This is a genomic window from Endozoicomonas sp. PH6C (assembly GCF_059322965.1).
Genome location: NZ_CP185342.1, coordinates 4567036 through 4591890, shown reverse-complemented (window position 1 = coordinate 4591890; position 24855 = coordinate 4567036). Strand labels below are relative to the sequence as shown.

At 48.2% G+C, this 24855-nt stretch carries 10 protein-coding genes and 2 pseudogenes; 7 read left to right on the top strand and 5 right to left on the bottom strand.

The window, feature by feature from the left end:
- Positions 1 to 247: 247 nt before the first annotated feature.
- Both ACOMG9_RS17135 and ACOMG9_RS17130 read left to right on the top strand, forming a co-directional pair.
- Entirely contained in the window at positions 248 to 373 is a 126-nt protein-coding gene (locus ACOMG9_RS17135) for a hypothetical protein (RefSeq protein WP_448217787.1), read from the top strand.
- A pseudogene (locus tag ACOMG9_RS17130) lies at positions 370 to 1311 on the top strand (AAA family ATPase); the annotation flags it as partial. The gene ACOMG9_RS17135 and the pseudogene ACOMG9_RS17130, both read left to right, overlap by 4 nt.
- A gap of 49 nt (positions 1312 to 1360) precedes the next feature.
- Here ACOMG9_RS17130 and ACOMG9_RS17125 read toward each other — a convergent pair.
- Positions 1361 to 1894 (bottom strand): annotated as a pseudogene (locus ACOMG9_RS17125) (DUF4277 domain-containing protein); the annotation flags it as partial.
- A 97-nt stretch (positions 1895 to 1991) separates the two neighbouring features.
- On the opposite strand from ACOMG9_RS17125, the gene ACOMG9_RS17120 reads away from it, so the two are divergent.
- Positions 1992 to 2882, top strand: coding sequence for an ankyrin repeat domain-containing protein (locus tag ACOMG9_RS17120; RefSeq protein WP_494529152.1), 891 nt, complete (start codon positions 1992 to 1994; stop codon positions 2880 to 2882).
- Here ACOMG9_RS17120 and ACOMG9_RS17115 read toward each other — a convergent pair.
- Positions 2879 to 4443, bottom strand: a protein-coding gene (locus ACOMG9_RS17115; protein WP_448215008.1) for an IS3 family transposase whose coding sequence is annotated in 2 segments (ribosomal slippage) — positions 2879 to 3990 and positions 3990 to 4443 — 1566 coding nt in all. Because the reading frame shifts where the segments join, the coding sequence is not laid out codon by codon here. The two genes, ACOMG9_RS17120 and ACOMG9_RS17115, sit on opposite strands and share 4 nt — an antisense overlap.
- A 410-nt stretch (positions 4444 to 4853) precedes the next feature.
- Between ACOMG9_RS17115 and abiEi the strand changes: the two genes are divergently transcribed.
- The 4 genes from abiEi to ACOMG9_RS17095 all read left to right on the top strand — a co-directional run bounded on the left by abiEi (position 4854) and on the right by ACOMG9_RS17095 (position 8193).
- Positions 4854 to 5378 (top strand): type IV toxin-antitoxin system AbiEi family antitoxin, encoded by a 525-nt coding sequence (gene abiEi, locus ACOMG9_RS17110; protein WP_422134649.1) that lies wholly within the window; start codon positions 4854 to 4856, stop codon positions 5376 to 5378.
- Between the two features lies 1 nt (position 5379).
- Positions 5380 to 6270 carry a nucleotidyl transferase AbiEii/AbiGii toxin family protein gene (locus ACOMG9_RS17105; protein WP_422413905.1) on the top strand — a complete coding sequence of 297 codons (891 nt, stop codon included), beginning with the start codon at positions 5380 to 5382 and terminating at the stop codon, positions 6268 to 6270.
- Positions 6271 to 6676: 406 nt separating this feature from the next.
- A complete protein-coding gene (locus ACOMG9_RS17100; RefSeq protein WP_448217785.1) occupies positions 6677 to 7684 on the top strand; it encodes an AAA family ATPase in 1008 nt (335 codons plus the stop codon).
- 2 nt (positions 7685 to 7686) lie between these two features.
- Positions 7687 to 8193 (top strand): hypothetical protein, encoded by a 507-nt coding sequence (locus ACOMG9_RS17095; protein WP_448217784.1) that lies wholly within the window; start codon positions 7687 to 7689, stop codon positions 8191 to 8193.
- Between the two features lie 160 nt (positions 8194 to 8353).
- On the opposite strand, the gene ACOMG9_RS17090 is transcribed toward ACOMG9_RS17095, so the two are convergent.
- The 3 genes from ACOMG9_RS17090 to ACOMG9_RS17080 form a co-directional block, all read right to left on the bottom strand.
- On the bottom strand, positions 8354 to 14023 hold the full coding sequence (locus ACOMG9_RS17090) for a coiled-coil domain-containing protein (RefSeq protein ID WP_448217783.1): 5670 nt from the start codon (positions 14021 to 14023) through the stop codon (positions 8354 to 8356).
- A 97-nt stretch (positions 14024 to 14120) separates the two neighbouring features.
- Positions 14121 to 19946 carry a coiled-coil domain-containing protein gene (locus tag ACOMG9_RS17085; protein WP_448217782.1) on the bottom strand — a complete coding sequence of 1942 codons (5826 nt, stop codon included), beginning with the start codon at positions 19944 to 19946 and terminating at the stop codon, positions 14121 to 14123.
- A complete protein-coding gene (locus tag ACOMG9_RS17080) occupies positions 19943 to 24838 on the bottom strand; it encodes a hypothetical protein (protein WP_448217781.1) in 4896 nt (1631 codons plus the stop codon). The genes ACOMG9_RS17085 and ACOMG9_RS17080 overlap by 4 nt, the downstream gene beginning before the upstream one ends.
- Between the last annotated feature and the right edge of the window lie 17 nt (positions 24839 to 24855).

Below are 24855 nucleotides of genomic sequence, written 5' to 3'. Positions count from 1 at the left end.
GTGTAATTAATTCACCGGGGATTTCGCACTTGCCTCACTTCTGATCAGTTTCAGGCTGAGCGCCTGAGGCGGTCGTTAAAAAGCCTGGTTGAGAGATACCTTTGTTATCATGAACAGGAGCTTTCTTATTATCGCCCTTTTACCACTTGTAGAAGGCTCCAAGAGTGTAGGAGTAAAGAATACTTTCTGCATGGGAAAATGACCGTTCAGGCCTATTTTTCAACTCGTTCTCGTGCTCTGCGCGGGAATGCATACCTCCCCTGAAAAACTGACTCTACCCGACACCACTCCAACCAAGGCAAACTCGCCAGAAAGTGATACTCTGGAAGGACAACGATCACAACAACAGCCACTGACGGAAGCCGCCGGATGAAGCTTGAGTCCCTGACAATCAAAAACTACAAGGTTTTTCAGCATGTGGAGCTGAAAAAACTGCCCGGCATGTGCGTGTTTGTCGGCGCCAATGGCAGCGGTAAAACCACCCTGTTTGATGTGTTTGGTTTTCTCAGGGATGCCCTGCACGGTAATGTCCGCACCGCCCTTCAGAAACGGGGCGGGTTTCGGGAAGTCGCCACCCGTGGTGGTATTGATCAGCCTATCGAGTTTACCCTGCAGTTTCGCTTACCCATTGGCGGCGTTGATCGACTGGTGACTTATCTGTTGGAAATTCGACAGGACAAAGGTCGGCCTATTGTTGCCCGGGAGGTACTCCGTTATAAGCGGGGCAGTCAGGGTTCACCGTTTCATTTTCTGGATTTCCGGAGAGGTCGCGGTTACGCCATTCTCAATGAAGAAGACTTTAATAAAGCCGATTCAGAGCTGGAACGGGAAGAGCAGACGCTGGATAGTCCGGATATTCTGGCCGTAAAAGGACTCGGGCAATTTCAGCGATTCCGGGCGGCCAATGCCTTTCGCCAGCTTATTGAAAACTGGCATGTCTCCGATTTTCATATCAGCGATGCCCGCCAGGCACGGGACGCTGGCTATGCAGAGCATTTATCGCCCCGAGGGGAAAATGCCGCGCTGGTGGCCCAGTACCTCTACGAGCAACCCCCGGATATTTTCCAGCATGTACTGGATAAAATGAAACAGCGGGTGCCGGGAGTTGAAGATGTACAGGCAGTAGAAACTGACGATGGGCGCATTGTCCTGAAATTTCAGGATGGCAGCTTTAAAGACCCGTTTGTGGCTCGTTATGTCTCCGATGGCACCATCAAGATGTTCGCTTATTTGCTGTTGCTGAACGACCCGTCGCCCCATCCATTGCTCTGTGTCGAGGAGCCGGAAAACCAGCTCTACCCTAGCCTGTTGGTGGAGCTGGCGGAGGAGTTTTGCAGTTATGCCGAACAGGGTGGCCAGGTAACGATTGTTTCTGCCACAAGGCAAAAGCCTTCAATGCATCGTCCCGGCACAAAAAGGCCTTTTTGCTCAGCTTCTCCAGATCACGGGCCTCTTTCAATGACTGCTTTTGCATCTTTCGGGACAGTGTTTTCCGTTCACTAAGTCCGCGCTTTTTGTTGAGATACAAGTCGCTAACACCAGCGTCGTACAAACTGTCGTGAGCCTGACCAAGTACCTTGTCGTTCAAGTGTTCAGCCTGTGTACCTTCCCCGATAAGGCGGTCAATCGGCTTATCCTCAAAAAACTCAGGGAGCATGTACAGAGTTTGCCCCGTAAAGCCCAAGCCATTGATGATCATTGCGACTACAGCTTGTCCAATAGTGACATTACGAACATCGGAGTCATTTGTGATACGGGCATCAATGTATTCGGCTATCTTTAACTCCCGACACGTAGCGGCACCCAAGCCAAGGTGGTTGAGGTTCTTAGACTGGTATTGGGCTTGAGGCTTGTTGGTGTACCTGAATGTCTGTTTATTTCTTTGACAACAGATTTTAGGCAGATATCAATCGGTGTGGTGAAAGGCAGATACAAATGTACTACCATTGCTTTTTTTGTATCCAACCCACACTACTTATTGACCAACACAGATGTTCTTCTTGTATGTGGCATTGCTCGCTACCCTCTCCCCATGGACACTGGAAGCCGATCCCTGTCCTATTTGTTTAGCTCACTTCCATGACCGTTATGTAGCGCCTGTGGTCGTCAAAACCCAATGTTGCGGCCATCGCTTCGATCTGGACTGTATTTCGAGGTGTTTTGTTGATCAGCCCATCGGCTCACGTCGCTGCGCAATGTGTCGGAAAGACCCGATGCCTGTGGTGAATGAGAACACCAGTGAATCTCACCCGGATACATTTTTCCCCGATTGGACATTTTATGATGCCTGTTCTGACGGGGATTTGGATCAGGTGGAGAAGTCACTGGCAGAAGGTGTCAATGTTAATGCCGTTATGAATAATGGTCTCACTGCCTTGATGTTGGCATCCCGCGAGGGGCAAACTGACGTCGTCGAACGTCTGGTCAACGCCAGCGCAGACGTCAACACTGCTCGGGATGAGGATGGCGCCACCCCGCTGTTCTTAGCTGCTGTGACTGGCTATATCGACTGTGTAAAAATACTGATCAACGCCGAGGTGGATCCCAACATCCCTCGGACTTCGGATGGCGCCACCCCACTGTTCGCCGCCGCTGCGAAAGGCAATACCGAATGCGTGGAACTCCTGATCAACGCCGGGACGGATCTCAACATCCCTCGGACTTCGGATGGCGACACCCCTCTGTTCATAGCTGCTCAACAAAATAACATCGATTGCGTGAGACTCCTGATCAAGGCTGGGGCGGATCTCAACGCCGCCTTGTCGGATGGCACCACCCCGCTGTCCGTCGCAACTGAAATGGGCAACAATGACTGCGCGGAAGCCCTTACCGAGGCCGGGGCGGAGTTTTTCAAGATAGTTGTCCCGAAAACTGAATTTTAGGCTGCCTTTTTCTCGTTAATTCTTGCTTCAGACAACCGCTCAGGATTCAGTGCAACCGCACCTACAGGCTCCCAGTTTCTGATAACTCCTGACCAGCGCGTTGGATTAGCTTCTCGCGCTTTGGTATACACCTGTTTCCGGTGATTCAGGATTTCCTGATCTCTTTTCTCATGCCGTTGCGCAGGTGTCACAAAGCGGATTGAGCTATGGCGGTGTTCATTGTTATAAAAGCGCTCAAACTTCAGCATCCACTGTCGACTGTGTTCTAACGTCAGAAAACCTTGAGATGGCCACTGAGGACAGTACTTCACCGTTTTAAAGATCGATTCTGCAAATGCGTTATCGTTACTCACCCTTGGGCGACTATGAGAGGGAATAATGCCCAATTCCTCAAGCTTGGCCTTAAAGGTACTCGACGTCATTGGAGCCCCATTGTCTGAGTGCAGTACAAGCGGTGTTTTAGTGCATTTTTCAGCCACCATTGTCCGGTTAATCAGTTCACTGGCTAACTCACCAGACTCACGGCTATGAATCTCCCAACCAACAATCTTACGACTGTAAACGTCCAGTATCAGGTAGAGGTACCAGAACTGGCCGCGTACCCTGGAAGGTATGTAACTGATGTCCCAACACCAGACCTGGTTAGGGCCAGTAGCAACATAGGTTGTCGGCTTGTTGCTTTTCGATCGCTTTCTTGAACGACCGCGGTGGTGCAACTGACCATACTTTTTCAACACACGGTAAAAGCTAGATTCAGAAGCAACGTATACTCCCTTGTCTGCAAGGGCTGGCACGATCTGCGATGGTGGCAGGCTCGCATACTCATCTTCATTACTGATAGTCAGAATACGTTGCTCCTCTTCCTCAGTCAGTTTGTTAGAGGGTACCGGGCGCAAGGCATCCGGGCGTTTGTCCGTTAACACTGCACCATTGTCATCGCGCCAGCGATTCAGTGTTTTCAGGGATATTTCCAATTGTTCAGCAGCCTTCCAGCGAGAAGCGCCGTTTGCTATAGCCTCATCAAACCATGTCAGCAGTTGGCGGCGCTTATCGACAGGTGTCAGTTGTCCTCGCTGTCTATCCCGTAGAAGGCATCGAGCTTTTTTGATAGCACCAGCAGGGCTGCAGCTTCTGCCAACGCCTTGTCTTTACGGCGAAGCTCTTTTTCAAGGCTCTGATTGCGCTTACGCTCTTGTTTTAATTGCTTGCTTTCCTGGTCTGCACGCTGAGAAGCCTGAACAGCACCTGAAATACAAGCGTGCTTCCACTCCTTGACTTGTTGAGGATAAAGCCCTTTTTTACGGCAGTATTCACTTAACTCTGTTTCTGACAAAGCAGCGGTTTCGACGACCACGGCAAACTTGCTTTCAGCAGACCATTGTTCTGATTTTTGTTCGTTCCCTGGCACAGGTAATCCTTTGTCCCGTAGTTTTTTACGCCAATTATACAGGGTTTGTTCGCTGATACCTTCCTCTCTGGCAACATCCGGCACAGAGCGATTGTGTGGTGGTAACAGTTTTTTCAAAACAGCTGATTTACGTTCCTCTGAAAAACGAGGCATATTCAACGTCCATCGCCCACTGTCTAGCTTTTATTGGTTAATCAGTGAGCGGGACAACTATCCTGACACAGCGGGGGGGCGGCGAAGGGAACAAATGAAGGGTATTGTATTATCCTGTAAACACGGCTTTCAGGCGTTCCCATCTTCTGAGCTTTTGAGATGGGAATTTTATGGATGTCCTTATTTTTCTGTTTGGATGTCCTTATTTTTCTTTATTTGGATGTCCTTATTTTTTCTCTTTTTGGATGTCCTCATTTTTTCTCTTTTTGGATGTCCTCATTTTTTTTTCGAGCCCGATTGAAGATTCTGGTTCGGCGCGAATTTTATGGATGTCCTTATTTTTTCTCTTTGACAAAATCAAATGCAGGTCTACAATAAATTACATTATAGGTAACAATATGTAGACCTTTATGACCAAGAAAGATAGACTAGTTGCTGCACTATCAGAGTCAACCAAAGCGGGAGGTGGTATCAACACAGCGGCAGAGTTAGCCTATATGGTTGGCGAGAGACTCACTCCCGCGTTCACCAAGTTTCTCACTGTTTGTGCAAAAAAAGGCTTGATACGCAGGGTCGCCAAAGGCGTGTTTGAGAGCACGTTGACGCCTCCAGACCCAACGACTGCGATCTATAAGATAGCGAAAAAACTTCGCGCCAATGTCATAAGCTACATAAGCCTTGAGAGTCAACTTAGTCATACTGGGGACATCTCTCAAATACCCATGGGAAGGCTGACGATTGTGACGAAAGGCCGCAGCGGCACCTTCTCAACACCCTATGGCGTCATTGAATTCACTCACTCAAAAAAAACTATCAGAAATATTGCACCAAACCTGTATTTTGATGAATCTGTTGGCATGTACAGGGCACAATCCTCGCAAGCCATCAAAGACCTAAAGAACTGCAAAAGAAATACCCATATGCTGGAGAGCTAATGTGCTAAAGGAACAACTAAAAAGAATCGTGGAAGCAAATCCGGAATATGCAGCCATCACGCCAGTGATCGAGAAGGAAATTCTTCATCACGACATTGTGCACGTGCTGGTTAAGCAAGGGGCTATGCAGTCACTCACCTTCATAGGGGGCACATCACTCAGGATGTGCCATAACAGCTCCCGTTTGTCGGAAGATCTGGATTTTAATGGAGGGCTTGATTTCAAGCCCTCCGACTTTGACGGGCTGGAAACCGAAATCCAACAATTCATCCAGAACAAGTACGAGACCAACGTTTGGGTCAACAAGCCTGACCAAGATGAGCAGGGCGACACGTCGTCGTGGAAAATCAGCATAGAGAAGGAGGCCAACCGGCCTGATCTGCCAAGGCAGAAAATGCACATAGACATCTGCGCCATTCCCTCGTTTGACGCGAAAAAAAGACCCCTGATCAATCACTACAATATTGTGACGCCCACCGAAGGCCTGCTGGTACCGGTCCAGTCTCTCGAAGAGACGTTGGCGGACAAGTTTATTGCTCTGGCCTATCGGGCCAGACACATAAAACCTCGTGATGTCTGGGATATCGTTTGGATAAAACAAAAAGGAATTGATGTCTCTGCAGAGCTAGTCAATAAAAAACTGGAAGCAAGAGAAAAAAACAGGAAAGACTTCATGGAAATGCTCAGCAACCAAGTAACCAAAATATTAAAAGACGATGAGGTACGCATTAATTTCAATACTGAGATAAGTCGCTTTGTTCCTGAAAGCATAAAGCAGAGAACACTCGACAATCCGGAGTATTGGGATTACATCCAGAACGAGATCAAGTCCATGGCTAAGCTTCTTCTTGATGGCGACGAGCCCCGTAACAAGTTTGACATGAGCCTTTGACATTACTGCTCATTAAAATACTCAACTCTTAATTCTGACAGTCATACCGGCCTTTTGAACATTGCTGGTTCTCAGAAGTGAAACAGGACATCCATATAACCGCCTTTCACCACCCCTATCAGGAATACATGGACTCGTAAAAAATGCCCAAAATTTGAACGATCGTCCACTGCCTTTCCTTCAAGCCAATCACATGTTCCTCCTGATTATTGACCGTTAATACACTCAGCCCCTGGAAACAGAAAAATACCCATCTTGCTGTTGGGTTCTGGCAGGGCTTTTCCCCAACCAAGGCAAACCCACCAGAAAGTGATATGCTCAATGCAGGAAGCGTTCCTGTAGAGGTGGTAGTCTACCTCAGTCTCAGGAACCATTGCCTCTGTCGCCGCAAAAAGTGGATAACAAAATGATACAGGCGTTTGAGTTTAATAACCTCGGGCCGCTGGAAAAGGGCACTGCAGAAAACCTTGGTCAGATCAACCTGATTATCGGGCCTAACAGCTCTGGCAAAACCTGGCTGATGAAGGCACTCTACGCTGCCGTGCGCACTCTGGAAGAAACCGGACGGGGCGATGATCGCCGCTCAGCATCCGAGGTATTGAGTGAAAAGCTCTACTGGACGTTTCAACCGGATAAACTTGGGGATATTGTCACCAAAGGGAAAAGCAAAAAACTTTCAGCTTCCGTAACCCTGAAAGACCTGCCGCCGATTACTTTCGGTTTTGGCCCGGACACAACCAAGCAAGTCGATGTAGAAATTTCTGAGCGTCGCAGTGCCAATTCAATTTTTTTGCCGCCCAAGGAAGTGCTGTCGCTGGATAAAATTATTTTCCAGTTGGCCTATCAGGATCGGGTGTTCGGCTTTGATAGCACTTACTCTGATCTGGTTGTCGCCTTGCAGAAACAGATGCCCGCCGACAAATCCAATTCAGCCCTCTCTCAAACCAGCCAGCAGCTTGAGTCAATGTTTGATGGCGGTCGTATCGAGTATGATCGCCAGCGCAGTGATTGGTTTTACAAGCATAAAAAAGCTCGCTACTCCATCAATGCCACGGCTGAAGGCGTGAAGAAGATTGGTATTCTGGATACTTTAATCCGCAACGGATTCCTCACAGAAAATTCCATCATCTTTATCGACGAACCTGAGTCAGCATTGCACCCGACAGCCATTACCAAGCTGTTTAATATTATTGATGCCCTTGCCAGACTGGGCGTACAGTTTTTCATCGCCAGTCACTCCTATTTTGTGGTGAAAAAGCTCTACATCATGGCGCAGCGAGAAGAGATGGACATCCCGGTCATGATTTGCACCGATGGACAGTGGCAGCAAACCTCTCTGAATGAGGGTATGCCCGATAACGAAATCATCAACGAATCCATTCGACTGTTTGAGCAGGAAATAGGGGTAGCCTGATCTTGGAGTTTACAGAATCCGGTTTGTCGTTCTGTTTTGAGGATGACCGTTGTTATCGTATTGAGAATGCTCAGGGAGCCATTGGCGTTGGTGAAGGGATAAAAAAGGCCGAGTTTCTTTACATCGACGCTGGTAATAACTTATGGGTGTTGGAAGCAAAGACAACGTTCCCAAATGAACAGAAAAGCAAAGAGGCGTTTGAAGCTGAGTTGCAAGCGATTTATGAAAAACTCTATAACTCTTTGCAACTCGCTGTTTTGGGGCTGGCCGGACGTTATCAGCCGATCAATAAGGAACTGCCTGCAGAATTTAAAAACTCTGATTGGTCGGGTTTGACCATTCAGCTTGTACTGGTCATTCCGGGCGTGCCACCGATGTTTTTACCCGGCCTTACTGATAAGCTTAGAAAGAAGTTTTCAACCTGGTTTTTAAAAGTCTGGAATATTAAGGAAGCCAATATTCAAGTTTTAAATCGGGACATCGCTCAAAGAAAAGCCCTCTGCCAATAACATTTTTTTCCATTTTTTCGGGGTGACTTGCCCCGTTCTTCTGCGAACTTTCTTATGATGACCGAAGGTCAACTAGAACACCTCTGTTTAGAGTGGTTCCGCACGGCTGGCCGGGATTTCGCAACACCCTCCATCATGAAGGCACTTCAGCTGAGTAATCTCACTTCTGCTCAGTTTCAGACTGAGCGCCTGAGTCAACAGTCAGAAAGCTTGGTTGAGAGATACCTCTGTTATCATGAACAGGAGCTATCTGATCATCGCCCTGTCGCCACTTGTAGAAGGCTCCCAGAGTGTAGGAGTAAGGAATACTTTCTGCATGGGAAAATGACCATGTAGGTACATTTTCCCTGAAGTATTTCTCCCAGCTATTCTCGAATAGCTTCATGGTGCGATCCCGGCGTTCACGGAACTGCAGGTAATTTTCGTGTCGGGTCCAGCCGTGCGAACTGTTGCTTGCTTTAACACGGTTTGCATAGTCTTCATCGGTTTCAGTGAAGCGTTGAGGCGAAGCAACAGCGGTACGTTTTCCATATTCATCGTCTGTTTCGCCCATGCCTATCCAGCGATTGATTTTGTCCAGACTGCGACCCAAAGGTCCACCCAGCCATTGAGTGAGCATCTTGTTGTCGTTCATAAAGAAGTCGAAAGTAAGACTCGACGCCAGCGCGAATGCGAATGTTTGGGTATAGGTAAACCCTGATAAAAGGCTATGGACGTATGTACCGGTGATGGCTACCGGACCCAGCACCAGACCAGCTGCGGCGGAGGCCAGCGTTTTCACTGTTTGTGGTGTCACCCTGTGCAGCAGCGGTACCTGAATCCCTTGTCGGGAACCCATGGATTTCACTATTTCCGGCACCAGACGGAAAATGCTGCGATACATTTGAGGGTTGGCGTTGTGCTGTCTGGCAAACAACATGGAGCCGGTTTTCAGCAGAATGACTGCAGAAGCGGCCTTGCCGAGTGGCATGGCCAGTCCGCCCAATTCAGAGATTTGTTCAATTCTGCTGTGGTAGGCATATTGGTCAGTTCGGTCAAGATCAGCACCGCAGTGTTCCAACCAGTGCTGGAAAGGTGTGAGCATTCTGTGCAGATAATCGCCCCTGTTGGTCAGGTCCAGAAGATAGAGAAAGGACATGTTTGACAGGGACAGCCCGGCAGCCTGCCAGGCGCTACGATCTATCAGAAGAGGTTTGTAGCTGGAGTAGTACCAGGTGACAGCCTGTACCAGAAAGGCTGAAGGTTTAACCCAGTACTCCTTTAGCTGCTGCTCAACCGCTGCGGCATGGGCCTGCATCAATGTGTCATGGACAGCCTTGATCAGTTCTGATTCAGATATTCCAACAGCATTGGCATAAGGTGTCAGGGTATCCTGAACGTTGGCCAGGAATGCTGCTGTTCTGCGGCCATTGTCAAAGGCAATATCGTCAAGAACATAGTTGGCGATAACAGCAGCTGCGTACTCTTTCATGCCAGCAACCGACTCTTTCATACCTGCCGGGCCATTGGCAGTCAGGGTCTCAGGAGTCAAGACAGCCTGCATGAACTGCTCAACACCCTTGTCGGACAGCATTTGTACAACCTTTTTGAACTCAGGCACCCTGATGCCGTGTTTATAATCAAGGAAGTGCTCAAATTCGTCCACTGTCTGATAACCGTCGACCCCTCTGACGGCTTTCATGTAGTTCTCAAGTTCAACCTTACTGATCAGACCTTCACGCAGCAGAGCTATGATCTTGTTGCCACTGGCAGAATGGGCAGCGAAATATTCCGAGAAGCCTTTCTGGTCCTTTGGTTCATGCTCGACGAAGTGAAGGGCTGTTTTACCCATGCCGTAAATTTCGTCGTCGTATTCTTGTGCTCCGGTTTTTATCTCATTCCTGGCTCTGTGCACCAGAATCTGAACTTCTTCCAGGGCCGTCAGAGAACTCGTTTTCAGGCGCTTGAAGAGTTCCACAAGTCGACTGGCCTGGGCAAACGTCAGTTCGTCACCTACCAGTGCCTGCATGCGAATCGGTGCAAATTCGTTGTCAAAATCGAAACTTGTAAGACTGGGTATTGTGTTACCGCTTTTTGCTGCTGATTCTGCCAGAGCAAATGCGGCTTCCAGAGCTTGTTTATTGAGAGCGTGCTGCTGCGCGAATGTCTGGATAGCGTCACGAACTTCTGCCTGTTTCGGCGTGTACTGGAAGGGACCAGGATTATTTTCGACGGCTTTCCCGGCATTACTCAGGACTTCCTTCATTTTCTCAATGTCTGATTCCCTGGTTCTAATGTCATCTTCCAGACGGGCCTGTTCCCGGACCGACAGCTTACGTTCAGCTTCTTCTAATACTCGTTTCGCGATGGCCAGCTCACGCTCAAGAACGTATCGGGGTTTAGGTCCCAGGCGCGCTATTTGCCTGTCAAGCTCATTCTCAATGAATGAGATACGCTCATTAACATCAGGCCGACCCCCTCTGAAAGCAGCTTCATTAAGCTGTATGAGTTTTTCTGTAATCAGACTGTTCTGTTCCTCAACAGGGGCATGAACTTTATAGTCTTCAATGTTGAGTTGATGAGCCATTTCATTGTTTCTGAGTCTTTTGACATTTTCATCTTCATAGTCTTCGTTTACCTTATCCATCAGTACAAAAGTTTTGATACATAGATCACGCCTGCGCTGAAACAGGCTGAGATCCTTTTCAAATTCTACCCCCAGATCATCGGCCAGCTTAGTGGTTAAAGCCATGCCTTTTTCCATAGCAGTAAAGCTTTTATAAGGGTCGATTTTTAGCTCTTCTTCTATAGCCATTAGATAAAATGCCTGTTTTACTTCGGCTCGTTTATCCGACTCTTCGACTTTAAAGGTAAGACGCTCACGAATATTGTTGAGTCTGACCCTGGCCACCATCTTCTCCGAAGCTGTGCTGCCATCTTCCCAAAGGACTTTATCCATCTGGTCCAGCATGTATTCCGAAATCTGATCGCCAGCAAGTTTTATACGAACCTGGTCTAATCTTGCAGTTTTGTCATCACCTTCATTGATTTTGATGTTGAATAATTCTTCTAAGGCTTCCAGTATCTTCAGGGCCTCTTCTTCCGATCGTTGTCTGGCTTCTTTGATATGGGTTTGCATAACATCAGAAATCGCCTGGCGTCGGAGATAAGCATCGTCTTCTACAGAGAAGAGATCCATCTTCAGGGCGCTTTCCACGGCTCTGAGTTTCCCAAGTACTTCAGGCATGACTTTGGGGGGGGCGGGGTTTTTGATGTCATCCAGTTCTTTTTTCAGCTCTACAAGCTCGAAGAGCTTGGCATTGACTGTTGATTCCAGAAGGTCACGGTTTTCTGGTGTGTTGTCTGGACTCAGCTCTTTACCAAGTACCGCTGCCAGAGCATCTTTTCTGGCCCTGGTGTAAGAATTCTCCAGATATTGTTGATTGCTCAATTTCTGGGTTTTCTCAGCCAAAGACTCATGATTCTCGTAAATGATGTCTTCGTAACTCTCCATTGTCTTAAGTTTTTGAAGCAGAAATTGTTCTTGGACAGCCATTGTCTTAATTCTTTGGAGCAAGCTTTTTTGCTGAAAGTCAATATCTGCATCGACATCAAAATCCTCAACATTTAAATGTACGGCAAAGGTTTTATATTGGCTTTTTATTGCAGCCACTGTGCTGGTGGCCAGAAGATGCCGTTGTAACCGATCAAGAATGGCCTGGTGACGTGCTACCAGATCAGCTTCGTTATCTGGTGCCAGATTGAGCCGATTTTCAATGCGCGCCAGTTTCAGGTAGGCTGCGCCATCAGATGGGTCTGGCATTTGTTGCATATGCTGTTGAATGGTCTGATAGCGGGCATCGACATCGTTTTCATCCACCGGGATAATACCGAACTGGCCTTCAATGACGGCCAGTTCTGCCGTCAGAGTTTCCAGACTGGATCTTCCTGCCGCCACCCATTGTTTGATTTCATAAATTTTCATTCTGATGAGCCTGGCTTGTTCTTCTGGTGGCTGGGCATCATCCCAGTTATCAATACCAAGCTCTGCGGCCATTTGAGTGTTAACTGCGTTTGTGGCTTCTGCCCTGATATTACGAACTTGTTTTTCCAGCTCCGGGATTCGTTGAACTTGCTGCAGAATTTTCAGTTCCTGATTTTCCAGATCTTCCAGCTCGATTTGAACCCTTGCAAGCTCCTCCTCAACTTCCCGATAGCGCTGCTGTGCTCTCAGTTTTTCCTTCTGACTGACATTCGCTCTCTCTGTTGTGCGCCGTAAGTTGTTATGAAGTTGGACGAGTTCCTCTTCTTCTGCCTGTAGTTCCTCCAGTTTTTCAAGCAGCTGTCTGGTCATATCTCTTATGACTTTGGCAGCAAACTTTTTGTCGTTACCACGAGAACCGGTCTGCACCTGGTTGATATCGTTGATAACGGGTACAGAATTCTGAATATTCCTGGCAAAATGTGGGTTAATCAGAAGGTTTCTGAGTACAGGTTTGAAACCGAAGTGTTTTACCAGTTGAGTATGCACCCAGGGTGAGGTGATGACCGACGAAGCGACTCTTATGTGTTCCAGTGTGAATTCAAATTCACTGGCAAAAATCGTATGATCGGGAGTCGCACTGGCTAATGCCTGCTGGAGATATTCGTAGTAAACAAGCGCATGCATTGCCGGTTTGTCTTCGTTTGTGAGCGTCGTCGGCAGCTCAGCACCGTGTCGCGCAACAAACTCCTCCAGTATTGCCATCTGCATGCTTCGAATGGCGTACCGGTAGCTTTTGGCCTTATATTTTTTAACCTGTGTTACCAATGCGGCGGCGTGGGTATGACCCTCAACTTCATTCCATAGCTCATAGAGGTTTTCTACAAAAACGATTTCATGGGGGTTCAGCTTCTGTCCATGGAAAACAATCATCTTCCCCGGAACTTCTGCTACTTCCAGCTTTGGATAACCCGCAGGCACAGGATAAACCTGCTTGTCATCCACGACATGTACAACGTAGCCGACGGGTTTGCTGTGTGCTAACAGTTTATTAAGAGCCTGCTGTTGTAACTCCTCTCCCAGGACATGAACATGGATATAGGCAGAGGTGGCAGCTGCCAGGAGAACATCGTCATTGACAAAGAGTGATTGACCCAGGCGCCGCAGTTCAGGGGGTTGATCTTTCGAAGCAATATGACGCATGAAGGTGCGCCCGTTCACTGCAACTTTTTCTACTTCAATGGTGGCAAGGGCAACATAGTGATCGCTGGTGCCGAGATTTCCTGTTCTGTCATAGACAGTATTCAGCAAATCATTGAGTCGAAAGGGGTTGGCGATTTTCGTTAAGGGCTCTAATGATTGGGCGCCGTGAAGTGGCCAGGGGAATCCAGCACGAACCGCCTCAACAGAATCCTGATCGGTCATTCCGGCTCTGACTTCAATGACCAGCTCCTTTTCTTCAAGGTTATGGGTGAACCTGAAGACTCCCTCATCACCTACCTTCAGTACTTTGGTGTATTTCTGAGCCACGTCATTCTCGTCTGTTTCAAACAGATCAACAATGGACATGACGCCATCAACAAAAGAAAGAACTTGTGTAAAGCTTACGGCAGGAAGGACCTGGTTCTCCTTGTCTGCAGCCAGGGCAATGTAGGTGGTTGTACAGGATTTGGGTATTGGCTGCTGGTCAGGGTCTAAAGTTGGCCGAACCATGGCTTCACTGTGGGTAAACTCCATATGTCCATTGACCAGAATATTGATAGATTTTGTCCGCAGCTTCCGATCGGCCAGTGTCTGTGTGGCAATGATCGAAGAGCTGATGGCAATGGCTACTGCAAGGCTTAAAGCCCTGGGGCGAGCATTCGTCATTCCAATACCTCAGAGGTCTGTGGGCTCAGAAGGAGAGGCTTGATTGCGGGGCATTCGTTTTATCATGAACAGGCGCTTTCTCATTATCGCCCTTTTATCATTGGTAAAAGGCTCCAAGAGTGTAGGAGTATGGAATGCTTTCTGCGTGGGAAAACGACCATTTAGGTACATTTTCCTTAAAGTATTTCTCCCAGCTATTCTCAGACATCTTCATGGTGCGATCACGGCGTTCACGAAACTGCAGGTAATTTTCATGGAGGGTCCAGCCATACATTGTGTTACCTGCTTTAACACGGTTGGCATAAGATTCATCGGTTTCACTGAAGCGTTGAGGCGTGGCAATAAGCGTACGTTTTATATATTCATCCCGCGTTTCACCGCTGCCTTGCCAGCGATTAATGCTGTCAAGGGTTCGGCCCAGAGGGCCACCCAGCCATTGAGTGAGCATCTTGTTGTCGTTCATAAAAAAATCGAAAGTGAGACTCGACGCCAGGGCGAACCCGAAGGTTTGAGCGTAGGTAAAACCGAATAAAAGACCGTGGGCGTATGTTCCGAAGGTGGCTACCGGGCCCAGTACCAGACCGGCTGTGGCAGAAGCCAGAGTTTTTACTTTTTGTGGTGTCACCCTGTGCAGCAGCGGGACCTGAACCCCTTGCCCGGAACCCATGGATTTCACTATTTCCGGTACCAGACGGGATATGCCGCGATACATCTGCGGGTTGGCGTTGTACTGTCGGGTAAACAGCATGGAGCCGGTTTTCAGCAAAATGACGGAGGAGGCGGCTTTACCCAACGGCATGCCCAGCCCACCCACTTCAGAGAGTTGTTCAATTCCACTGTGATAGGCATATTGCCCGGTTCGGTCGAGATCAACACCATAGTCTTGCAACCAGTTCTGGAAAGGTATGAGCACCCGATGCAGGTAATCACCCCTGTTGGTCAGATCCAGAAGATAGAGGAATGCCATGTTTGAGAGAGACAGTGTGCCAGCCTGCCAGGTGGTCTGGGTCGCCAGCAGGGGTTTGTAGCTGGAGAAGTACCAGGTGACAGCCTGTACCAGAAAGGCTGAAGGTTTGACCCAGTAATCATTGAGCTGCTGCTCAACCGCTGCGGCATGAGCCTGCATCAATGTGTCATGGACAGCTTTGATCAGTTCTGATTCAGAGAGTCCGGCAGCATTGGCGTAAGGTGTCAGGGTATCCTGAACATTGGCCAGAAGCGCTGCCGTCCTGCGGCCATTGTCAAAGGCAATATCGTCAAGAACATAGTTGGCAATGACAGCAAATGCGTATTCTTTCATGTCGGCAACAGAAGCTTTTATACCCGCCGCGCCAGCCACCGTCACAGGGTTAAAGGCACTTTCCAGGAATTCATCAATCCCCCTGTCGGACAGCATCCGGACAATATTCCTGAAGCGAGGCATATCGACGCCGTGTTTGTAGTCAAGGAAGTGCTCAAATTCATCCACTGTCTGATAACCGTCGACATCTCTGATGGCCTTCATGTAGTTCTCAAGTTCAATCTTGCTGATCATGCCTTCACGCAGCAGAGTTATGATCTTGTTACCACTGGCAGAATGGCTAGCGAAGTATTCCGGGAAATCTTTCAGTTTCCCTGGTGCATCTTTGACGAAGTGAATGGCTGTTTTGGCCATGTCGTTAATTTCGTCGTTGTATTGTTGAGACTCGGTTTTCATCTCTTTTCTGGCCCTGTTTGCCAGAGTCTGGACTTCTTCCAGAATATTCAAGGGCCGATCTTCAACAGGTTCGAAAGGGCATTCCGGAAAGTTTGTCTTCAAACGCGTGAAGAATTCCACAATTCGACCGGCCTGACTGAACGTCAGATCGTCTCCGGCCAACGCCTGCAAGCGAATTGGCGCAAATTCATCGTCAAAGTCGAGACATGTAAGAGGGCGTATATTCTCAGGTTTTTTTGCTGCTAATTCTGCCAGACCTAATGCGACGTGCAGAGCTTGTTTCTTGAGAGGGTGCTGCTCCATGAAGGTGTGCATATCGGTCAGAACTTTTAACTGCCCCGGCGTGTACTGGCAGGGACTACCCTCATTTTCGTGAGCTTTCTCTGTAGCCCCCAGGGCTTCCTCTGCAGCCCCCAGGGCTTCCTTTAACCTCTCAATATCTGCTTGCCTGGTTTCAATCTCCTCTTCCAGGCGGGCCTGTTCCTGAGTCAGTTGTTGGATATAGCCGCCACTACCATCATCACCGCCCAGCTCTGTCAGCCTGTTTCTCAGGGCATTAACCCGGTATTCATTGGTGTCAGTGGCGTCTGGTTTAAGACCGATGAGTCTTTCCATCGAGTCAAGACGGGCTTCAAGATCCTCCAGGTCCTCTTCTGCTTTTGCTACAGCCTTACTTTTCTGCTCCAGGGCTTTATTCAGCTGAACTATTTCTTTCTTGTATACGGTTTCAGTCTTCTCATCGGTGTTTTCAAAACGCTTGATTTCCTCTTTCTTAAGTTCCAGATTCTCTCGTGCATTCCTCTCTTCAAGCAGTGCACTGGTCACCTGCCTGTTTTTCTTGTCGTGACGACGCAGGAATTGCCTGACTTGAATGTACTTTGCCTTGGCCAGAGGCAGTTCACCCAATGGTTCAGCAACTTTATCATCTTGGTCTTGATCATTATTATCTGGATTGCTCCGAAAGATAAAAAAGTAATCATCATCTTCCCGAAAACTTTCGACATCTCCTTTCATCTCGAGGTTCGCATTTGTTTTGGCTCCCAGTTGCTCAAGGATTTCATTCCGTGTCGCTTTACTGTACCTCCCCAGGAAATGCATGATGTCCTCAATTCGCCCAGCAGGTCTTTGTTCATCACCTGCAGCCAGGCCAAGGCCGGTCTGCAATTGTTTCATTGCCTTAGTTAAAAGCGTGTCGTCTTCATCGAAGATATGTTGGACGTCAGCACGGTTCCCCGCAAATAACACATTTTTGCCACGAATTTCATTCAGTTTGCGATGAACATCATTCAGCTCGCTTTCAGCTTCTTTTAATGCGCGACTGGCCATGGCCAGATCACGTTCAAAGACGAATCGAGGCTTAGGTCCCAGGCGCGCCATTTGCCTGTCAAGCTCTTCATTAATGGCTGCGATACGCTCATGAACGTCGGGCTGATCTACTTTTAAAACGATTTCATGCAGATATTGGAGAGTTTCTTTAATGAGATTGGACTGAACATCCACAGCGGCATCGTCTTTATAGTTCCCAATGCCAAGGCGATGGGCAATCTCGTTATTTCTGGTTCTTATAATACCTTCGTTATCGTAGAGTTCGTCTAGCTGATAAATCAGTGCCTGAATTTTGGCTGCCATAACTTCCTTCTGTTCATTCAGGCTGGCATCTTTTTCAAATTCTATTTCCAGAGTATCGGCCAGTGTAGCAATGAAAGTCCGGCTTGCTTTTTTAGCAGCAACGTTTTTACTTGTGTCGATACCCAGCTCGTCTTCTACAGTTTCAAGCATCCTTGTCTGTTGCTGTAAGGCTCGATGACCGGCGTCTTTGATATAAAAGACAAGACGTTTAACAAGCCTCCGAATTTTATCTTCCCGGTTTTCGTTCTCAGGTTTGAAGTCTTCTTGCCTGAAGGCATGCTCTATATGATCCAGTTTTTTTTCGGTGATATTATTGCTGACAAGTTTTATAAGAATTCTGTGAAGTCGTGTTTTGTTGGGATCACCTTCATTGACCTCGATCCCGAGGATTCCTTCGGCGTTTTTCAGTAACTCCAGTGCCTCTTCCTCTGTCCGCTGTCTGGCTTTTGTGATGAATGTCTGAATTTCTTCAGAAATGGCCTGACGACGACTGTACTCATCGTCTTCTCTATCGAGGACATCCATGTCCAGGGCTGCTTCCAGAGCACTCAGTTTATGAAGTACTTCAAGCTTGAATTCGGGGGGATTTTCCACACCTGCAAGTCTGTCGACCCCGCGCTTAGTGTCTTCTGACAGTACCTGACGGTCTTCTAACCTGTTGCCTTCAGTCAGTCCAAAACCAAGAACCTCCCTCACGCTATCTTTCCTTAATTTGATGAAAGCTTCGTCCTCAGTGACTTGAGCATTCAGGGTCTGAATGCTCTGAATCAGGCGTTCTTGTTGAGCGTCAATATCTGTATTGCTATCAAAATTCTGAATGTTCAAATGTTCGGCAAGAGCTGCAAAGCGGGCTCTGATTTCAGCTGATTTTTCAGCCTCTGTGCTGATGCCTGGTTGCCTCTCTGTCACCAGTGCCAGTTTCTCCGGGTCTGACAGGTCTGTCTGTTGTTGCCGATACTGTTGAATGAAGTGAGAGTCGGCAACCGCTCTGTGCATGTCGTTAATTTTTTCCAGGAGACGAATGGCTTGCTCATCCGGTGACCAGGTATCATCCCAGTCATCTATGCCAAGCAGTATTGCCATTTCAGAGTTGTAAACACTTCTGGCATCACGGACTAGTTGTTCCGGCTGGTCATCGACCTCAGTCAGCTGTCGGTCCATGTTGTTGGCGGAACTGACGACAGTGGGTATATAGCTCAGCATCTTCTGAACAGAATGCGGGTCAGTCAGAAGATCTCTGAGTACAGGTTTGAAGCTGAAGTGTTTTAAGAGTTGGTCCTGCATCCAGGTTGGCGTGATAACTGACGAAGCAGCTTTGATGTGTTCCAGTGTGAACTCAAATTTATGTGTTTGATCCGGAGTCGCACTGCTCAATGCCTGCTGCAGAGATTCATAGTTGGCAAGCGCAAGCGCCGTCAATTTATCTTCCTGTGCAAGTGTCATTTGATCTTTGTTAACTCCGGCTTCGTGCCGTGCAACAAACTCTTCCAGTACTGCCAACTGCCTGCTTCGAATGACGTATCGGTAGCTATTGACCTTATGTTCTTGAATCTCTGTTGTTACTTTATGAACGGGGTCATTACCCTCAGCTTCTTTCAGGAGGTTATTGAAGGTTTCTACAAAAGCGATATCGGTCGCGCTCTGTTTCTGACCATGGAAAACAATAACCTCTCCGGGGGCCTCGGTCACTTCGAGTTTTGGATAACCGGCAGGCACAGAGTAAGTCTGCATGTTATCCTCGACGTGTACTATATATCCGACGGGTTTATGGTATGACAGCAGCTTGTTGAGAGCTTCCTGTTGTAACTCTCCTGCCAGTACATGAACCTGTATATAGGCAGAGGTGGCCGCCGCCAGGAGAACCTCATCATTGACAAAGAGCGATTGTCCCAGACGCTCCGGTTCTGGAGGCCGTTCACCCCCCGAGATAAGCCGCATGAAGGTACGCCCACTGACATCAACCTTGTCTACTTCAATAGTGGCAAGGGCAACATAGTGATCACTCGAGCCGAGGTTTCCTGCCCTCTCATCAACGCTTTCCAGCACTGCTAACATCTGTGTGGGTCTGGCGATTTCCGTTAAAGGTTCCAGGGATTTCATGTCAGCCCATTGAGAAAGAACCATCTTAACAGAGTCCTGATCGGTCATTCCGCCTCTGACTTCAATGACCAGTTTCTTTTCTTCAAGGTTATGGCTGAACCTGAAGACTCCCTCATCTCCCACCTTGAGGACTTTGGTGTATTTCTGAGCAACGTCATTCTCGCCGGTTTCAAACAGATCAACACTGGAAACATGACAATCGAAATCAGAAAGAATGTCTGTAAAGCCTCCGGCAGGGCTGACATAGCCCACTCTGAGTCCAGAGAAATCAGGATCAGGGTAGGTAGTTGTAAAGGATTTAGGTATTGGCTGCTGGTTATCATCTAAAGTTGGCCGAACTATGACCTCACTTTGGGTAAACTCCACATGTCGGTCGCCCTGAATATCAACAGATTTTGTCTGCAACCTGCGGTCGGCCAGTGCCTGTGTAGCAATGATGGAAGAATTGATTGCAATCGCCATTGCGAGGCTTAATGCACTGGGGTAAGCATTTGTCATTCTACTACCTCGAACAAAGCATCCAAAGTGTAGGAGTAAGGAATACTTTCTGCATGGGAGAATGACCATTTCGGCACATTTTCCCTGAAGTATTTCTCCCAGCCATTGTCAAACGGTTTCATGGTGCGATCCCGGCGTTCTCGGAACTGCAAATAGTTTTCGTGTCGAGTCCAGCCATGCATCGTGTTGTTTGCTTTAACACGGTTTGCATATTCTTCATCGGTTTCATTGAAGCGTTGAGGCGTGGCAATAGCCGAACGTTTCACATATTCATCGTCGGTTTCGCCGATGCCTCGCCAGCGATTTATCCTGTCAATACTCCGGCCCAGAGGTCCGCCCAGCCATTGAGTGAGTATCTTGTTGTCGTTCATAAAGAAGTCGAAAGTAAGACTCGATGCCAGTGCGAATCCGAATGTTTGAGCATAGGTAAACCCGGATACAAGACCGTGAACGTATGCTCCGATAGTAGCTACTGGACCGAGCACCAGACCGGCTGTAGCAGAGGCCAGTTGTTTTACTTTTTGCGGTGTCAGCCTGTGCACCAGTGGCACCTGAACCCCTTGCCCGGAACCCATGGATTTCACTGTTTCGGGTACCAGGCGGGAAATGCTGCGATATCTGTAAGGATTGGCGTTGCGCTGTCTGGCAAAGAGCATGGAGCCGGTTCTTAGCAGAATGACTGAGGAAGCGGCTTTAGCCAATGGCATGGCCAGTCCGCCCACTTCAGAGACTTGTTCAACTGCACTGTGGCAGGCATATTGAACGGTTCGGTCAAGATCAACACCATAGCGTTCCAGCCAATGCTGGAAAGGTGTCAATATCCTGTGCGTATAATCGCCCCTGTTGGTCAGATCCAGAAGATAGAGGAACGACATATTCAAGAGCGACAGCTCGGCAGCCTGCCGGGCACTGCAGGTCACCAGCAGGGGTTTGTAGTTGGAAAAGTACCAGGTCACAGCCTGTATCAGGAAGGCTGAAGGTTTGACCCAGTAATCCTTTAGCTGCTGCTCAACCGCTGCGGCATGAGCCTGCATCAAGTTGTCATGGATAGTCTGGATCAGTTCTGATTCAGATATTCCGGCAGCATGGGCATAAGGTGTCAGGGTATCCTGAACATGGGTCAGGAAAGCTGCCGTCCTGCGGCCATTGTCAAAGGCAATATCGTCAAGAACATAGTTGGCGATGACTGCAGCAGCGTACTCTTTCATGCCGGTAACAGACTCTTGCATAGCCGTCGGGTCAGCCCCGGTCACAGGAGTAAGGGCACTTTCCATGAATTTCTCAACGTCTTTGTCAGACAGTATCCGTAAGGCGGCCTTAAAGTGAGTCAACTGGACGCCGTGTTTGTAGCCAAGGAAATGTTCAAATTCATCCACTGTCTTATAATTATCGACTCTTCTGATGGCCTTTATGTAGTTCTCAAGTTCAACCTTGCTGATCAGGCCTTCATGCAGCAGAGCCATGATCTTTTTACCGCTGGCAGAATGTCTGGCGAAGTATTCCGTGAAGCTATTCAGGTCACCTGATTTATGATCAACGTAGTGAATGGCGGTTTTGCCCAGGTTGTGAATTTCTTCGTCGTATTGTTCAGGCCCTTTCTGTATCTCATTCCTGGCCCTTTGCACCAGCGACTGGATTTTTTCCAGAACATTCTGTGACTGATCCTCCATAAGCTCGGGAGAAGGTTCCGGGAAGCTGGTTTTAAAGCTCCTGAAAACGGCCACAATCCGGCTGGCCTGGGCAAACGTCAGTTCATCGCCGACCAGTGCCTGCAAGCGAACCGGTGCCAATTCATTGTCAAAATCGAAACTCGTAAGGCAGGGTATTGCCTTACCGCTTTTTGCTGCTGATTGTGCCAGACCCATTGCGGCTTCCAGAGCCTGTTTCCTGAGAGAGTGCTGCTGCACGAAGGCGTGCATATCGGCCCGAACTTTTTCCTGTCTTGGCGTGAACTGGAAGGGGCCGCCGTCATTTTCGATGGCTTCCACTGCAGACTTCAGGACTTCTTTCATTCTCTCAACGTCTGCTTTTCTGGCTTCAACCTCAGCTTCCAGACGGGTCTTTTCCTGAGTCAGTTGCTGGCTCATCTTGCTGCCAGTACCACCATTACCGCCCGCTTGTGTCTGTCTTTTTCCCGGGGCCTTAACCGGTTGTTCACTGCTGTCAGTAGTGTCCAGTTCAAGATCCACGGCTTCTTCAATGGTGCTAAGAGTGGGTTGTTGCGAGATACGTCGGAGGTAGGCACGGGTCCCGGTAAATACAAGTTGTTTGATGCGCATAACATCCAGTTTTTGATGAGCAGTTTTCAGCTCATTTTCAGCTTCTTCCAATAAGCGCCTGGCTGTGGCTAACTCACGATCAAGAGCGTATCGGGGTTTAGATCCCAGGCGAGCCATTTGCTTGTCAAGCTCGTCCTCTATAGCCGCAATGCGCTCATTAACATCAAGCTTGCCCGCCCCGAGAACTTCTTTACGCAGCTGTGTGAGTTTTTCTTTAATAAGACTGATCTGGTCGTCAATAGTGGCATGATCCTGATAGTCTTCAATGTTGAGTTGATGGGCTATTTCATTGTTTCTGTCTCTTTTGATACTTTCATCTTCATAGACATCTGAGACTTCATCAGTGAGTGCCCAAACTTTGGCTAATAGAATATGCTTCTTGTCAGAGAGGTTGATATCCTTTTCAAACTCCACCTGCAGATCATTGGCCAGTCTGGCAGTCAGAGTCTTGCCTTTTTCTATAGCGGCATCGCTTTTATAAGGGTAGATCTCCAGCTCATCTTCTAAAGACGAAAGATAATAGGTCTGTTGTTCTTTGGCTCGTTGTTCCCATTCTTCGACTTTAAAAGTAAGACGCCCATGAATCGAGTTGAGTCTGACATCCCTTCCTTCCAGATCTTCCGGGGCTGTGCTGAAATCCTCCCAGAGGATCTTGTCCATCTTATCCAGGTCGTCAGCTGAGACATCTCCGCCATCAAGCCTTTTATAAACCCTCTCAAGTCTTGCTGCCTGGTCATCACCTTCATTGATTTCTATGTTGAACATTTTTTCTATGCTTGCCAGTATGTTCAGGGCCTTTTCCTCTGAACGCTCTCTGGCTTCTCTGATGTATTTCTGTATGTCTTCAGAAATGATCTGTTGATGGAGATACTCATCGTCTTCATAACTGAGGCGGTCGTCCTCAAGGGCTCTTACCACGGCTTTCAGTTTATTGAGTACTTCAGGCCTGGCTTTGCGGTGGCCTGGGATTTGGGTTATTGTTTCTTCCGGCTTTTCAAGCTCATTCCCGTCTTCCCAACAGGGACTTCGTGCTTTCTGTTTTTCCTTATCACCGGCGTCAGCTCTTTCCGTTTCGTGCTGCAACTGACTTTTAAGCTGGGAGAGCCTGGCCTCTGAGATCTGTAGCTGTTCTCGCCTGCTGTCCAGTTTAATATGCTCTTTGGCCATGTCACTCAGGACTTTGGCAGCAAACTGTTCGTCTTCGTAAAAAAAATCGGTCATTAAATGGGAGTAGACAGGTATGGTATTGAGAATATTCTGAACAAAATGCTGGTTAGTCAGAAGATTTCTAAGTGCGGGTTTGAAACTGAAGTGCTCTGAGAGTTGAATCTTCAACCAGGTTGGCGTCATGACTGACGAAGCAATTCTGAAGTGTTCCAGTGCGAACTGAAATCCCTCTGCCTGATCTGAAGTAGCACTGGTCAATGCCTGCTGGAGAGATTCGTAGTAGGCCAGCGTAATCAGTTGACTTTCGTCAAGGTCGGCAGCAGCCAACTGAGCAGCAATCTTTTCCAGCACTGCTATCTGCCTGCTTCGAATGACGTACTGATAGCTTTTGACTTTATGTTTATTAACCCGGGCTGTTGCAGGAGCCGGGTGATTAGCCCCAATTTGTGCCTGGGATTTATAGAGGTTTTCTACAAAAGCGACATCATCCGGACTCTGCATCTGACCATGAAAAACAATCACTTCCCCCGGAGCTTCTGTCACTTCCAACTTTGGATAACCGGCAGGCACAGGATAAACCTGTGTGTCATCCTCGACGTGTACAACATATCCGACGGGTTTGCTGTGTGCCAGCAGTTCATTAAGCGCCTTCTGTTGTAAAGCCTCTTGCAGGACATGAACCTGGATATAGGCAGAGGTAGCTGCTGCCAGGAGAACATCATCATTGACAAAGAGTGACTGACCCAGACGTTGCAGTTCAGGAGGCTGATTACCTGCGACGAGAGGACGCATGAAGGTACGTCTGTTCACTTCAACTTCTTCTACTTCAATGGTGGCAAGGGGGACATAGTGGTCACTTGCGCCGAGTTTTCCTGCCCTGATACTGGCAGCTTCGAGCACATTAGCCAGTCCTCCGGGCCCGGCAATTTTCGTTAGCGGTTCTAATGGTTCGATGCCAGGAAATCGATTATGCACAGTCGCAACTGAATCCTGATCGGTCATTCCGCTTCTGACTTCAATGACCAGTTCTTTTTCGTTAAGGCTATGGGTGAACTTGAAGACTTCCTCATCACCTACCTTCAGGACTTTGGTGTATTTCTGAGCAACATCATTCTCGCCTGTTGTAAACAGGTCGACGCTGGAAACGTCAGCACTGATGGCAGAAAGAATGTTTGTAAAGCCATCAGAAGGAACGATATAGCCCTCTCTGGCTGGCGTCAGATCGGGGTAGGTGGTGGTAAAGGATTTGGGTATTGGCTGCCGGTCTTCAGCTAAAGTTGGCTGAACCCTGACCTCACTCCGGGTAAACTCCACTTGTCCATCTTTCACAATATCGATAGATTTTGTCAGCAGCCTGCGCTCGGCCAGTGCCTGTGTAACGATAATGGAAGAGCTGACTGCAAGGGCCACAGCAAGGCTGAATGCATTACGGCGGGCATCTGTCATTCTATTACCTCAGAGCT

Excerpts from the sequence above, each read along its gene's own strand:
- ACOMG9_RS17090 (WP_448217783.1), bottom strand. The coding sequence starts at position 14,023 with ATGACGAATGCTCGCCCCAGGGCTTTAAGCCTTGCAGTAGCCATTGCC.
- abiEi (WP_422134649.1), top strand. The coding sequence starts at position 4,854 with ATGACCAAGAAAGATAGACTAGTTGCTGCACTATCAGAGTCAACCAAA.
- ACOMG9_RS17100 (WP_448217785.1), top strand. The coding sequence starts at position 6,677 with ATGATACAGGCGTTTGAGTTTAATAACCTCGGGCCGCTGGAAAAGGGC.
- ACOMG9_RS17135 (WP_448217787.1), top strand. The coding sequence starts at position 248 with ATGCATACCTCCCCTGAAAAACTGACTCTACCCGACACCACTCCAACC.
- ACOMG9_RS17120 (WP_494529152.1), top strand. The coding sequence starts at position 1,992 with ATGTTCTTCTTGTATGTGGCATTGCTCGCTACCCTCTCCCCATGGACA.
- ACOMG9_RS17085 (WP_448217782.1), bottom strand. The coding sequence starts at position 19,946 with ATGACAAATGCTTACCCCAGTGCATTAAGCCTCGCAATGGCGATTGCA.
- ACOMG9_RS17080 (WP_448217781.1), bottom strand. The coding sequence starts at position 24,838 with ATGACAGATGCCCGCCGTAATGCATTCAGCCTTGCTGTGGCCCTTGCA.